The organism is Streptomyces sp. NPDC046727 (assembly GCF_040645635.1).
Lineage (GTDB): Bacteria > Actinomycetota > Actinomycetes > Streptomycetales > Streptomycetaceae > Streptomyces.
Genome location: NZ_JBEYYR010000012.1, coordinates 183,486 through 196,234, shown reverse-complemented (window position 1 = coordinate 196,234; position 12,749 = coordinate 183,486). Strand labels below are relative to the sequence as shown.

At 71.2% G+C, this 12,749-nt stretch carries 14 protein-coding genes; all 14 read right to left on the bottom strand.

Features of this window, described 5'->3' with window-relative positions; all coding sequences use genetic code 11:
* Window positions 1-236 precede the first annotated feature (236 nt).
* The 14 genes from ABZ937_RS17875 to pgsA all read right to left on the bottom strand — a co-directional run bounded on the left by ABZ937_RS17875 (window position 237) and on the right by pgsA (window position 12,713).
* Window positions 237-776 carry an adenine phosphoribosyltransferase gene (locus ABZ937_RS17875; RefSeq protein WP_361692820.1) on the bottom strand — a complete coding sequence of 180 codons (540 nt, stop codon included), beginning with the start codon at window positions 774-776 and terminating at the stop codon, window positions 237-239.
* Complete coding sequence (gene secF / locus ABZ937_RS17870; protein WP_361692818.1) at window positions 773-1,882, bottom strand: protein translocase subunit SecF; 1,110 nt, start codon at window positions 1,880-1,882, stop codon at window positions 773-775. Before secF ends, ABZ937_RS17875 begins: the two co-directional genes overlap by 4 nt.
* A 3-nt stretch (window positions 1,883-1,885) precedes the next feature.
* Window positions 1,886-3,676 carry a protein translocase subunit SecD gene (gene secD / locus ABZ937_RS17865; protein WP_361692816.1) on the bottom strand — a complete coding sequence of 597 codons (1,791 nt, stop codon included), beginning with the start codon at window positions 3,674-3,676 and terminating at the stop codon, window positions 1,886-1,888.
* Between the two features lie 142 nt (window positions 3,677-3,818).
* The gene (gene yajC / locus ABZ937_RS17860) at window positions 3,819-4,319 is read right to left on the bottom strand and encodes a preprotein translocase subunit YajC (RefSeq protein WP_361692813.1); all 501 of its coding nucleotides are present in this window, start codon (window positions 4,317-4,319) and stop codon (window positions 3,819-3,821) included.
* Window positions 4,320-4,494: 175 nt separating this feature from the next.
* The gene (ruvB, locus tag ABZ937_RS17855; RefSeq protein ID WP_361692810.1) at window positions 4,495-5,565 is read right to left on the bottom strand and encodes a Holliday junction branch migration DNA helicase RuvB; all 1,071 of its coding nucleotides are present in this window, start codon (window positions 5,563-5,565) and stop codon (window positions 4,495-4,497) included.
* Between the two features lie 27 nt (window positions 5,566-5,592).
* A complete protein-coding gene (gene ruvA, locus ABZ937_RS17850) occupies window positions 5,593-6,198 on the bottom strand; it encodes a Holliday junction branch migration protein RuvA (RefSeq protein WP_361692807.1) in 606 nt (201 codons plus the stop codon).
* Complete coding sequence (gene ruvC / locus ABZ937_RS17845) at window positions 6,195-6,734, bottom strand: crossover junction endodeoxyribonuclease RuvC (RefSeq protein ID WP_059248256.1); 540 nt, start codon at window positions 6,732-6,734, stop codon at window positions 6,195-6,197. The genes ruvA and ruvC overlap by 4 nt, the downstream gene beginning before the upstream one ends.
* Before the next feature lie 148 nt (window positions 6,735-6,882).
* Window positions 6,883-7,635: a YebC/PmpR family DNA-binding transcriptional regulator gene (locus ABZ937_RS17840; protein WP_361692804.1), complete on the bottom strand. Its 753-nt coding sequence runs from the start codon at window positions 7,633-7,635 to the stop codon at window positions 6,883-6,885.
* A 48-nt stretch (window positions 7,636-7,683) separates the two neighbouring features.
* Window positions 7,684-8,289: a pyridoxal 5'-phosphate synthase glutaminase subunit PdxT gene (gene pdxT / locus ABZ937_RS17835; RefSeq protein ID WP_361692801.1), complete on the bottom strand. Its 606-nt coding sequence runs from the start codon at window positions 8,287-8,289 to the stop codon at window positions 7,684-7,686.
* A 13-nt stretch (window positions 8,290-8,302) separates the two neighbouring features.
* Window positions 8,303-9,208, bottom strand: coding sequence for a pyridoxal 5'-phosphate synthase lyase subunit PdxS (gene pdxS / locus ABZ937_RS17830; protein WP_361692798.1), 906 nt, complete (start codon window positions 9,206-9,208; stop codon window positions 8,303-8,305).
* Window positions 9,209-9,326: 118 nt separating this feature from the next.
* Window positions 9,327-9,869 (bottom strand): hypothetical protein, encoded by a 543-nt coding sequence (locus ABZ937_RS17825; RefSeq protein ID WP_361692795.1) that lies wholly within the window; start codon window positions 9,867-9,869, stop codon window positions 9,327-9,329.
* Window positions 9,870-9,928: 59 nt separating this feature from the next.
* On the bottom strand, window positions 9,929-11,092 hold the full coding sequence (locus ABZ937_RS17820) for a glycosyltransferase family 4 protein (protein WP_361692792.1): 1,164 nt from the start codon (window positions 11,090-11,092) through the stop codon (window positions 9,929-9,931).
* Window positions 11,089-11,997 (bottom strand): phosphatidylinositol mannoside acyltransferase, encoded by a 909-nt coding sequence (locus ABZ937_RS17815; protein WP_361692789.1) that lies wholly within the window; start codon window positions 11,995-11,997, stop codon window positions 11,089-11,091. The genes ABZ937_RS17820 and ABZ937_RS17815 overlap by 4 nt, the downstream gene beginning before the upstream one ends.
* Window positions 11,994-12,713, bottom strand: coding sequence for a phosphatidylinositol phosphate synthase (gene pgsA, locus ABZ937_RS17810; protein WP_361692883.1), 720 nt, complete (start codon window positions 12,711-12,713; stop codon window positions 11,994-11,996). The genes ABZ937_RS17815 and pgsA overlap by 4 nt, the downstream gene beginning before the upstream one ends.
* Between the last annotated feature and the right edge of the window lie 36 nt (window positions 12,714-12,749).

The following is a 12,749-nucleotide window of genomic DNA, read 5'->3' as shown; positions in this document are numbered from 1 at the left end:
TCCCCCGGTCAGGCTCCGGAGAACCCATGGTAGCGATCCTGAGCCAGGCCATCGCCTCCAGGCGGCTGTGAGGACCGTCTACTGCTGCAACGCACGAGGCCGTCGCGGGATTCCGGGAGGTGACCTCGGGGGGTTGTGCGGGTGTGCGGCGCATGTCCGTACGGCGACGGCCGCCCCGGTGCTCCCGGGGCGGCCGTGGTGCCGTGCGGCGGCTGTCCTGCCGCTCGGATGATCCGTCAGACCTGGAGGAGGGCCTCCAGCCGCGCCCCGCCCAGGGCCGGCTCCAGGCGGGCCCTGCCGCCCAGGAAGCCCAGCTCCATCAGGACCGCGAGGCCGCAGACCTCGGCGCCCGCGCGCTGGATCAGCTGGATCGCGGCCTCGGCGGTGCCGCCGGTGGCCAGGACGTCGTCCACGATCAGGACGCGGTCGTCGGCGGCCAGGTCCTCGGCGTGCACCTCGATCTCCGCCGAGCCGTACTCCAGGTCGTAGGCCTGGCGCAGGGTGGCTCCGGGCAGCTTGCCCGCCTTGCGGACCGGGATGAAGCCCAGGCCCGCGCGGACGGCGACCGGGGCGCCGAGGATGAAGCCCCGGGCCTCCAGACCGACGACCTTGGTCGCGCCGGTGTCGGCGGCGATCTCGGCCAGTGCGTCGGTGAGCGCGGTGAACGCCGCCGGGTCGGCCAGCAGCGGGGTGATGTCCTTGAACATCACGCCCGGCTCCGGGTAGTCCGCGACGTCACGGATGCGGCTGAGCAGCAGCTCCTGGATGTCGGTCATCGGCGCTTCCCCGAGGTCCGGCCGCGGCCCCGGTTGCGGGGCGCGGACTGATTGCGCGGGCCCACCACGGCGGGGGCGGCGTCGTCGACGTCGTCACCGGCGGTGGCGCGGGCCTCCGGATGTTCCTCGTCCGCGCCGGTCTGGGCGCGCTTGGCCAGGACCCGCTTGGTGAGGGCCTTCATCGCCGGCTCGCGCTCCTTGAGGTCGGCGACGAGCGGCGTGGCGATGAAGATCGACGAGTAGGCACCGGCCGCGAGGCCGACGAACAGCGACAGCGAGATGTCGTTGAGCGTGCCCGCGCCGAGGAAGCCGCCGCCGATGAAGAGCAGACCGGCGACCGGCAGCAGGGCGACGACCGTGGTGTTGATCGAGCGGACCAGTGTGCCGTTGATCGACCGGTTGGCGATGTCGCTGTAGGTGAACCGGCTCTGCTTGGTGATGTCCTTGGTCTGCTCCTTGAGGCTGTCGAAGACGACGACCGTGTCGTAGAGCGAGTAACCGAGGATGGTCAGCAGACCGATGACCGTGCCGGGCGTGACCTCGAAGCCGACCAGGGCGTAGATGCCGGTCGTGATGGTGATGTCGTGGATCAGCGCGACGAGCGCCGCGATGGCCATGCGCCACTCGAAGGCGATCGCGAGGTAGATCACCACGAGGACCATGAAGATCGCCAGGCCCTCCCAGGCCTTGTTGGCGATCTGCTCGCCCCAGCTCGGGCCGACCAGGTCGGCGGCGAGCTTCTCGGGGTCGAGGTTCAGGTCCTTGGCCAGCTCCTGCTTGATCCTGTCGGACTGGCCGGTGTCGATGCCGGCGATCTGGATGCGCAGGCTGCCGTTGCCCAGCTTCTGCACGACCGCCTGATGGCCGGAGGCGGCGTCGGCGTACTCCTCCGCCTGCGCCACCGACGTGCTCATCTTCGTGGGCGTCGTGAAGACCGCGCCGCCCTGGAACTCGATGCCCATGTTGAGGCCGCGCACCGCCAGGCCGACGATGGCCGTGATGGTGATCAGGATCGAGACGCCGTACCAGATCTTGCGCTTGCCGACGAAGTCGTAGCTGATCTCGCCGCGGTGCAGCCGAGCGCCGAGGTTGCCGAGTTTCGACATCGCTCACGCCTCCTTCGGGTCGACAGGGCCGGAGACGGGACCGGCGGGACGGCGGGTGCGGCGCAGCGGCGGCTTGGCACCCAGGCTCTTCGGGTCGAGTCCGGACCACTTGTGGCCGTTCGCGAAGAACTTGCGGCGGGCGAGCAGCGTCATCAGCGGCTTGGTGAAGAGGAAGACGACGACCACGTCGAGCAGGGTGGTGAGGCCCAGCGTGAAGGCGAAGCCCTGCACCTTGCCGACGGTCACGACGAACAGCACCGCGGCGGCGAGGAACGACACGAAGTCGGAGACCAGGATGGTGCGCCGGGCACGCGGCCAGGCCCGCTCGACGGCGGGGCGCAGCGAGCGGCCCTCGCGGATCTCGTCCCTTATGCGTTCGAAGTACACGATGAACGAGTCCGCGGTGATGCCGATCGCGACGATGGCGCCGCAGACGGCCGGCAGGTTCAGCGCGAAGCCGATGGCCGGGCCGAGCAGCGACATGATCACGTAGGTGAGGATCGCGGAGACCAGCAGCGAGGCCATGGCCACGACGGACAGGCCGCGGTAGTAGACCACCAGGTAGATCACGACCAGGGCGAGACCGATCGCGCCGGCGAGCAGACCGGCGTGCAGCTGCTCACCGCCGAGCGCGGCGGTGACGGTGGTGACGGACTGCTCCTGGAAGGACAGCGGCAGGGCGCCGTACGACAGCATGTTGGCGAGGCTCTGCGCCTCCTCCTGCTTGAAGCTGCCGGAGATCTCCGCCTGGCCGCCGGTGATGGCCTGCTGCACGAAGGGGCTGGAGACGACCTCGCCGTCCAGGACGATGCCGAACTCGTTCTGCGGCCGCTGGTTCTTGGCCAGCTCGCCGGTGATGTCCGCGAACTTGTCGGCGCCGCTCTTGGTGAAGGTCATCTGGACCTGCCAGCCGGAGGCGCCCGTGGTGTCGAAGACCGCCGCGGCCTTCTTCACCTCGGTGCCGTCCACGGCGGCCGGGCCGAGGAGGTACTTGTACCAGGCCCCGTCGACCTCGCCGCAGGCCACGGTCGTCTCGCTCGGCTTGGCCTTCTTGCCGGCCTTGGCGCGGTCGGTGGCCTTGGTGCAGTTCAGGGCCGCGTACTGCGCCTGGAGCTTGGAGTCGCTCTTCGCGCCGCCGCTCGGGGAGGCCGAGGGGGTGGCCGAGGGCTTGCCGCTGCCGGAGGCGGAGGTGCCCGGCGAGGGGGTGGAGTCGGCCTTCAGGGCGTCGCTGACGGCGCGGCCCTGCGAGGTGGCCGTGGCCGTGGGGGACGCGGAGCCGGACGAGGACGCCTTCTCCTTCGAGGAGGCGCTCGACGACGGGCTCGTGCCCGGCTTCGGCGAGGAGCTGCCGCTGGAGGACGCGCTCGGCGAGGGGCTCTGCGTCGCGGGGCCGCTGGGCTCGCTGGCCAGGACCGGCCGGAAGTACAGCTTGGCGGTGGTGCCGACCTGCTGCTGGGCCTCCTTGGAGTTGGTGCCCTTGGGGATGTTGACGATGATGTTGTCGGTCCCCTGGGTCTGCACCTCCGCCTCGGAGACGCCCAGGCCGTTGACACGGCGGTTCATGATGTCGACCGCGGTGTCCATGTTGGCCTTGTTGATCGCGGACCCCTGGTCGGCCTTCGCCTTGAGCGTGATGCTCGTGCCACCGGCGAGGTCGATACCGAGACGCGGAGTGGTGTGCCCGGAGAGGAACATCCCTCCGGTGAGCGCCACGATGGCGATCAGGATGAGGGCCAGCGAGCGCCCCGGCTTGCTCTGGGCGCTCGCGCTTCGGCCCCTCTTAGGTGCTGCCACCTTCTCGTACTCCCTCTCGGGCCGCCCCGCGCCCGGTCGGCGCGGTCGGCCATGACATGGTGTCGGGCTCCCGTGCGGGAAACAGACGCGCCCGGGATACGCGGGGCGCCATCATGCCGCCGCCGCGTGTCCCGGGGCGTGACTACTTCGCGTCGGAGTCGCCGTCGGTCTTCTTCGGCTCGTCGTCAGCCTTGGCCTCCGGGGCCTCGGCGGCGTCGGTGCCGTCCTCGGCGGCGTCCTTCTTACCGAGGTCGATCTTGTCGTCGGAGGCGGCGGCAGCGGCGGCGGATCCGTCGGTCTCGTCGGTCTCGGTGAGGGAGGAGGCGTCGTCCGGGACGACGTCGGACTTCAGGTCGTGCTCGATGCCGTGGACGATGCGGTTGTACTCGTCGTCCGAGAGGACGGCGCCGATGGCGTTCTTGGCGAAGAGGAGGTCGACGCCCGGTCCGGCGTCGAGGAGGACCGTGTCCTCGTTGACCTCCTTGACCGTCGCGTACATACCCCCGATCGTGCGGACACCGGAGCCGGGCTGCATCTCGTTCCGCATCTGGGCGGCCTGCTGCTGCTTCTTCTTGGCCGAGCGCGTCATCAGGAACATGGCCGCGATGAGCACGATGAACGGGAGAAGGGTATAGGCATTCACGGGACGGAAATTCCTTCGCGCGACCGCGCGGTGAGCGGCCTGTTGGATGGGGGTGGGTCGGCGCCGCCCGCAAGGGCGGCATCGGCGGAGTCTAAGCGAGTCCGCTCGCATGGAACAACGCTCAGCATGGCACCTGGGTTCCTGCTGGGCCATCGCCCTCGCCGCGCAACTGCCATCAGGCCCCGAACAGGTCCTGTTGTCCGTTTCCGGTACCCGACGAGCGCGGCGGCGTGAGGCCGAGGTGCGCCCAGGCGGCGGGGGTGGCGACCCGGCCGCGCGGGGTGCGGGCGAGCAGGCCCTCCCGGACCAGGAACGGTTCGGCGACCTCCTCCACGGTCTCCCGCTCCTCCCCCACCGCGACGGCGAGCGTCGACAGGCCGACCGGTCCGCCGCCGAACAGCTTCAGCAGGGCCTCCAGGACCGCCCGGTCGAGCCGGTCGAGGCCGCGCGCGTCGACCTCGTAGACGGCGAGGGCGGCGGCGGCGATCTCGCGGGTGATCAGCCCGTCGGCCTTGACCTGCGCGTAGTCCCGGACGCGACGCAGCAGGCGGTTGGCGATACGGGGCGTGCCCCGGGAGCGGCCGGCGATCTCGGCGGCGCCGTCCGGCTCGATCTCGACGTCCAGCAGGCTGGCCGAGCGATGGACGACGCGCTCCAGCTCGTGCGGCTCGTAGAACTCCATGTGCGCGGTGAAGCCGAAGCGGTCGCGCAGCGGCGGCGGCAGCAGGCCCGCGCGCGTGGTGGCGCCGACCAGGGTGAAGGGGGGCAGCTCCAGCGGGATCGCGGTGGCGCCGGGGCCCTTGCCGACGATGACGTCGACGCGGAAGTCCTCCATCGCCATGTACAGCATCTCCTCGGCGGGCCGGGACATGCGGTGGATCTCGTCCAGGAAGAGGACCTCGCCCTCCTGGAGGGAGGAGAGGATCGCGGCGAGGTCCCCGGCGTGCTGGATGGCGGGGCCCGAGGTGATGCGGATGGGGGCGCCCATCTCGGCCGCGATGATCATCGACAGGGTGGTCTTGCCGAGGCCGGGTGCGCCGGAGAGCAGCACGTGGTCGGCGGTGGCCCCGCGCGCGCGTGCGGCGCGCAGGACCAGGTCGAGCTGTTCGCGGACCTTCTCCTGGCCGATGAACTCGCCGAGGTCCTTGGGGCGCAGGGCGGCCTCGACGGCCTGGTCCTCCCGGTCGGCGGACGCACCGACGAGCCGCTCGGGGGCGGGGGTGTCGGTCGTGTCGTCCCAGTTCACGAAGTTCTCCTAGCGGGGTGACGCAGGTCAGCGGGCGCGGTTCAGGGTCTGCAGGGCGGCCCGCAGCAGCTGGCCGACCTGCGGGGTGCCGGCGGCGGCCTCGGCCTGGGGTGCCACGGCGGCCACCGCCTCGTCGGCCTCGCGGGTGGCGTAGCCCAGGCCGATCAGGGCCGCGTGCAGCTGGTCGCGCCAGCCCTGGCTGACGGGTGCGCCGACGGCGGGGGCGCCGACGGGCTCGCCGAGCCGGTCCTTCAGCTCCAGCAGCAGTTTCTGGGCGCCCTTCTTGCCGATGCCGGGGACGGCGGTGAGGGCCTTCTCGTCACCGGTGGCGACCGCGCGGCGCAGCGCGTCCGGGGTGTGCACGGCGAGCATCGCCTGCGCGAGGCGCGGGCCGACACCGCTCGCGGTCTGCAGCAGCTCGAAGACCTGGCGTTCGTCGTCGTCCGCGAAGCCGTACAGGGTGAGCGAGTCCTCGCGGACGACGAGGGAGGTGTGCAGCTTGGCCGGCTGGCCGATGCGGAGCGTCGACAGCGTGTTCGGCGTGCACTGGACGGCCATGCCGACGCCGCCGACCTCGACGACCGCTGTGTCGGGGGCGAGCGCGGCGACCGTGCCGCTGACGAAGGCGATCATGCCGTACGGCCTTTCGTTGCGTGGACCGCGTGCCGGGCCACGGCCTGCTGGAGTCGGTTCTGGGCGGGGGCTCGCCAGATGTGGCAGATGGCGAGCGCGAGGGCGTCGGCGGCGTCGGCCGGCTTCGGTGGCGCGGCGAGCCGGAGCAGCCGGGTCACCATGGCCCCGACCTGCGCCTTGTCGGCGCGCCCGCTGCCGGTGACGGCGGCCTTGACCTCGCTGGGGGTGTGCAGGGCGACCGGGATGCCGCGCCGGGCGGCGCACAGCATGGCGACGGCGCTGGCCTGGGCGGTGCCCATCACGGTGCGCACGTTGTGCTGACTGAAGACGCGCTCCACGGCGACGAACTCGGGCCGGTGCTCGTCCAGCCACTGCTCGATGCCCTGCTCGACGGCGAGCAGCCGGTGGCTGAGGTCGGCGTCCGCGGGCGTGCGGACGACACCGACGCCGAGCATGGTGAGCGGGCGGCCCGCGACGCCTTCGACGACGCCGACACCACACCGGGTCAGCCCCGGGTCCACCCCCAGTACCCGCACCGTGCCCCCTTCTGTCGCCGGCTCGATCAGCTATTCGTGCAGGCTATCGGGTGCCACTGACAACGCCGTGCACCGGCGCCCGGTACAGCGACGGGCCGACGGGGTGTGTCCCGTCGGCCCGTGAGAACCTGCGAAGCCCGCGGCAGCGCTACGCGTCGACCTTCTCCATGATCTCGTCGCTCACGTCGAAGTTGGCGAAGACGTTCTGCACGTCGTCGCTGTCCTCCAGCGCGTCGATGAGCTTGAAGATCTTCTTGGCGCCCTCCTCGTCCAGCTCGACCTGGACGGACGGCACGAAGCTGGACTCGGCGGAGTCGTAGTCGATGCCGGCCTCCTGGAGGGCCGTGCGGACCGCGACCAGGTCGGTGGCCTCGCTGATGACCTCGAAGGTCTCACCGAGGTCGTTGACCTCCTCGGCGCCCGCGTCCAGGACGGCACCGAGCACGTCGTCCTCGGACAGCTCACCCTTGGGGACGATGACGACACCCTTGCGGCTGAACATGTACGACACCGAGCCCGGGTCCGCCATGTTGCCGCCGTTGCGGGTCATGGCGACGCGCACGTCGGAGGCGGCGCGGTTGCGGTTGTCGGTGAGGCACTCGATGAGCACCGCGACACCGTTGGGGCCGTAGCCCTCGTACATGATCGTCTCGTAGTCGGCACCGCCGGCCTCAAGACCACCGCCGCGCTTGATCGCGGAGTCGATGTTCTTGTTCGGGACCGACTGCTTCTTGGCCTTCTGGACGGCGTCGTAGAGGGTCGGGTTGCCGTCGAGGTCGACGCCGCCCATGCGCGCCGCGACCTCGATGTTCTTGATCAGCTTCGCGAAGAGCTTGCCGCGCTTGGCATCGATCACGGCCTTCTTGTGCTTCGTCGTGGCCCATTTAGAGTGGCCGGACATCTGCCTGTCTCCTTCGCGTAACCCATCTCTGTATGAACGCCAGAGATCCTACAAGGACTCCGGTGTCCGGTTGGCGCGCACCATGTCGACGAACAGGGAGTGCACGCGGTGGTCGCCGGTCAGTTCCGGGTGGAACGAGGTGGCGAGCACGTTGCCCTGGCGTACGGCGACGATGTGGCCTTCGTGCTCGGCGAGCACCTCGGCGGCGGCGCCCACGGACTCCACCCAGGGGGCGCGGATGAAGACGCCCTCCACAGGATCGCCCGCGATGCCCTTCACGTCGACCGCGGCCTCGAACGACTCGTTCTGGCGGCCGAAGGCGTTGCGGCGCACGATCATGTCGATGCCGCCGACGGTCTCCTGGCCCGAGCGCGGGTCGAGGATCTTGTCGGCGAGCATGATCATGCCCGCGCAGGTGCCGTAGACGGGCATGCCCGCGCGCACGCGCGCGCGGAGCGGCTCCATCACGCCGAACAGGATGGCCAGCTTGGAGATGGTGGTGGACTCGCCGCCGGGCAGCACGAGGCCGTCGACCTCGGCGAGTTCCTCGGGGCGCCGCACCGGCCTGGCCACGGCGTCGGCCGCGGCCAGGGCGATGAGGTGCTCCCGTACGTCGCCCTGGAGGGCCAGGACGCCTATCACGGGGGTGTTCATGGGTTCCGGTGCCTTACCAGCCGCGGTTCGCGTAGCGCTCGGCCTCGGGGAGGGTGTCGCAGTTGATGCCGACCATGGCCTCGCCCAGGTTGCGGGAGGCGTCCGCGATGATCTTCGGGTCGTCGTAGAAGGTGGTGGCCTTCACGATGGCGGCGGCGCGCTTGGCCGGGTCGCCGGACTTGAAGATGCCGGAGCCGACGAAGACGCCCTCGGCGCCGAGCTGACGCATGAGCGCGGCGTCGGCGGGGGTGGCCACACCACCGGCGGAGAACAGCACCACCGGGAGCTTGCCGAGCTCGGCGACCTCCTTGACCAGCTCGAACGGGGCGCGCAGCTCCTTGGCGGCGGCGTAGATCTCGTTGTTGTCGCAGCCGCGCAGCTTGGCGATCTCGCCCTTGATCTGGCGCAGGTGGCGGACGGCCTCGACGACGTTGCCGGTGCCGGCCTCGCCCTTGGAGCGGATCATCGCGGCGCCCTCGGCGATGCGGCGCAGGGCCTCGCCCAGGTTGGTGGCACCACACACGAAGGGGGTGGTGAAGGCCCACTTGTCGGAGTGGTTGACCTCGTCGGCCGGGGTGAGGACCTCGGACTCGTCGATGTAGTCGACGCCGAGGGACTGGAGCACCTGGGCCTCGACGAAGTGGCCGATGCGGGACTTGGCCATGACCGGGATGGAGACGGCGTTGATGATGCCCTCGATCATGTCCGGGTCGGACATGCGGGCCACGCCGCCGTCCTTGCGGATGTCGGCCGGGACCCGCTCCAGGGCCATGACGGCGACGGCGCCCGCGTCCTCGGCGATCTTCGCCTGCTCCGGCGTGACGACGTCCATGATCACGCCGCCCTTGAGCTGCTCGGCCATGCCGCGCTTCACGCGGGCGGTGCCGGTCTCGGGAGCCTGGTTCTCGGTGGTGGACACGGGTGACCTCACTGAAAGGGGAGAAAGCGGGTTACTGCTCCAGAGAGGAAACGTGAGTGGACCAGGCCACAGCAAGGGCCAATGGCAAGCCGGTGGATCCTTTTGGTCCACGAGGTGTTCAGGAGACCCGCTCGACCAGGGCGGCGGGCGGCTCGTCGTCCATCTCGAAGGCCAGCGGGAAGGGGGCGTGGCCGGCCAGCCGGAACCAGCGGACCTTGCGGTGCTCGCGGAGTCTGCGGGCGGCCCCCACGGCGTCGTTGTGGAAGCGGCGGGCCATGGGCACCCGGCGGACGGCCTCGGCCAGCTCACGGGCCGCCTCCTCGCCGCCCGGGGCCTCGCGTACGGCCTCCACCTGCGCCGGATCCTCGAAGACCGCGCGCAGCGCCTGGCTCAGCTCGCTCTCGGCGACCTCCCGTTGCTCCTCCTCGGCCTGCCGGGCCGCGTGCGCGGCCTCGTAGAGCACGATCGAGGCGGCGGGATCCAGCACGCCCGAGGTCGCCAGTTCCTGCGCCACGGACGCCCGCCGCAGCAGCTGGGCGTCGAGCGCGGCCCGCGCGGCGTCCATCCGCACGTGCAGCCGGTCCAGCCGCCCGGCGGTCCAGCTGAGGTACACACCGATGGCGACAAGCGCGACGAGGATCCAAATGAGGGTTGCGGTCACGGCCGAAGGCTATCGGGGTGCCGCAGTCCGCCCGGACGCCGCCGGCATCACGCCCCGGCTCAGTCCCGTGCCAGGCCGAAGCGGGCCCGTAGGCCCGTTGTCCGTTCGTCCGCGGCGACCGCTGCCGCGCCGGTCGTCACCGTCTCGTAGACGGACAGGATGTCCGCGCCGACCGTCGACCAGTCGAACCGCCGGACATGGGCGCTGCCGCGTTCGCGCAGCTCGGTGCGGCGTGCCGGGTCCTCCAGGAGCCGTACGGCCGCCTCGGCCAGCGCGTCGGCGTCCTCGTTGGCGAACACCTCGCCGGCCTCGCCCTGGTCGAGGACCTGCACGAACGCGTCCAGGTCGGAGGCGAGCACGGGGGCGCCCGCGGACATCGCCTCGACCAGGATGATGCCGAAGCTCTCGCCGCCGGTGTTGGGCGCGATGTACAGGTCGACGCTGCGCAGCAGGCGCGCCTTGTCCTCGTCGCTGATCATGCCGAGGAACTCCACGCGCGGGCGCAGCTCCTTCGGCAGGTCCGCCACGGCCGCCTGCTCGTCGCCGCGGCCCGCGACCAGCAGGCGGGTCTGCGGGCGGGCGGCCAGGATCTTCGGCAGGGCCTTCATGAGGACGGGCAGGCCCTTGCGGGGCTCGTCGATGCGGCCGATGAAGCCGATCGTGTCGCCCTGCCACTCCGGTTCGGGCTCGGCCTTGGCGAAGAAGTCCACGTCGACGCCGTTGGGGATGACCACCGCGTCCCCGCCGAGGTGCTCGACCAGCGTGCGGCGGGCGTACTCGCTCACCGCGATCCGTGCGCTGATCTTCTCCAGGGCGGCCTGCAGGATCGCGTACGCGGCGATCATCGCGCGCGAGCGCGGGTTGGAGGTGTGGAAGGTGGCCACGATGGGGCCCTGGGCGGCCCAGCAGGTCAGCAGGCCGAGGGACGGGGAGGTCGGCTCGTGGATGTGGACCACGTCGAATGCGCCCTCGTGCAGCCAGCGCCGCACCCGCGCGGCCGACAGGAACCCGAAGTTCAGCCGGGCCACCGAGCCGTTGTACGGCACCGGGACCGCGCGGCCGGCCGAGACGACGTACGGCGGCAGCGGGGTGTCGTCGTCGGCCGGGGCGAGGACGGAGACCTCGTGTCCGAGCCGGAGGAAGTACTCGGCGAGGTCGCGGATGTGGAACTGGACGCCACCGGGCACGTCCCAGGAGTACGGGCAGACGATCCCGATTCTCACGCGGGTCCCTTCGCGGGGTCGAGGTCGGCGAGCCACAGCCGCTGGAGCATGTGCCAGTCCTCCGGGTGCTCGGCGATCCCGGTGGCGAAGGCGTCGGCCAGTGCCTGTGTCATGACAGACGTCTTCTCGGCCCGGGTACCTGACTCGGGTACCTCCACCGGCGGATGCACCTGGCCCTTCATGACCGGCGAGTCGTCGTACCGGAGGGTGACGGGCAGCAGCAGCGCGCCGGTCTGCTGGGCGAGCAGGGCAGGTCCGGCCGGCATGCGGGCCGTCTCGCCGAAGAAGTCGACCTCGACGCCGGAGGCGGACAGATCGCGGTCGGCGACCAGGCAGACCAGGCCGCCGTCGCGCAGCCTGCGGGCCAGGGTGCCGAAGGCGGAGCCGCCGCTGTGCGGCAGCACCTCCATGCCGAGGCCCTCGCGGTAGGCGACGAAGCGGTCGTACAGCGACTCGGGCTTCAGGCGTTCGGCGACCGTCGTGAACGGCGTCTCCAGCTTGGTGGTGACCCAGGCGCCGGCCAGGTCCCAGTTGGCCAGGTGGGGCAGGGCGAGGATCACGCCCCGGTCGGAGGCGAGGCCGTCGGTCAGGTGGTGCACGTCCTTCGGGTCGAAACCCGTGCGCACGCGCTCGGCGCTCCAGGCCGGCAGCCGGAAGGACTCCATCCAGTAGCGCAGGTACGAGCGCATGCCCGCGCGGGACAGCTCGGCGAGCCGCTCCGGAGTGGCGTCGGGCACCACGCGCGCGTAGTTGGCCTCAAGGCGCTGCACGCCCTTGCCGCGCCGCTTCCAGGCGAGGTCGGCGATGGTCTGGCCGAGGCGCACGGCGGCGGGCTCGGGCAGCTTCTTGACGGTGCTCCAGCCGACGCCGTACAGCGCGTCGGTGAGCCGTTCGGCGGCGCTCACTGCGCGGCCTCACTGGGACTCTGCCGAGCGGCGGCCTCCGCCTCCGCGGACTCGCGGCGGACGGTGACGACCCGCTGGATCAGCGTGACGAGGCTGCCGGCGGCGACGATCCACAGCGCGATCGGCAGCAGCCACTGGATGCCCGGCACACCGAACCTGTGCAGGCCGGCGAAACCGGCCGCGACCAGCGAGATCACCAGCCGCTCGGCACGCTCGACGAGTCCGTTGACGGCGACCGGCAGCCCGATCGACTCGCCGCGCGCCTTGGTGTAGGACACCACCTGCCCGCTGGCCAGGCAGAAGATCGACACCGCGCACAGCACGTTGTCGTTGCCATGGCCCGCGTACCAGAGCGCGAAGCCGCCGAAGATGGCGCCGTCGGCGACCCGGTCCAGGGTGGAGTCCAGGAAGGCGCCCCAGCGGCTGGAGCGGCCCAGCTGGCGGGCCATGTTGCCGTCGACCAGGTCGGAGAAGACGAACAGGGTGATCACGACCGTGCCCCAGAAGAACTCGCCCCTGGGGTAGAAGACCAGCGCTCCCGCGACCACACCGGCCGTGCCGATGAGCGTGACCGTGTCGGGGCTCACGCCCCGGCGGATGAGAAACGCGGCGAACGGTGTGAGGACACGCGTGAAGAATGCACGCGCGTACTTGTTCAGCATGGCCTTCCCGACGGTCGGTGACGCCGCGGCCCTGGTGGCCGCCGGCTGGCCCATCGTAGCCACGCGCGCGTGTGCGCGGCGGGCGGGCAC

What these genes read in the sequence shown, in the direction of transcription:
- pgsA (WP_361692883.1), bottom strand. Translation starts at nt 12,713, where the DNA reads ATGGGCCAGCCGGCGGCCACCAGGGCCGCGGCGTCACCGACCGTCGGG.
- ruvA (WP_361692807.1), bottom strand. Translation starts at nt 6,198, where the DNA reads ATGATCGCCTTCGTCAGCGGCACGGTCGCCGCGCTCGCCCCCGACACA.
- pdxT (WP_361692801.1), bottom strand. Translation starts at nt 8,289, where the DNA reads ATGAACACCCCCGTGATAGGCGTCCTGGCCCTCCAGGGCGACGTACGG.
- ABZ937_RS17875 (WP_361692820.1), bottom strand. Translation starts at nt 776, where the DNA reads ATGACCGACATCCAGGAGCTGCTGCTCAGCCGCATCCGTGACGTCGCG.
- ABZ937_RS17840 (WP_361692804.1), bottom strand. Translation starts at nt 7,635, where the DNA reads ATGTCCGGCCACTCTAAATGGGCCACGACGAAGCACAAGAAGGCCGTG.
- secF (WP_361692818.1), bottom strand. Translation starts at nt 1,882, where the DNA reads ATGTCGAAACTCGGCAACCTCGGCGCTCGGCTGCACCGCGGCGAGATC.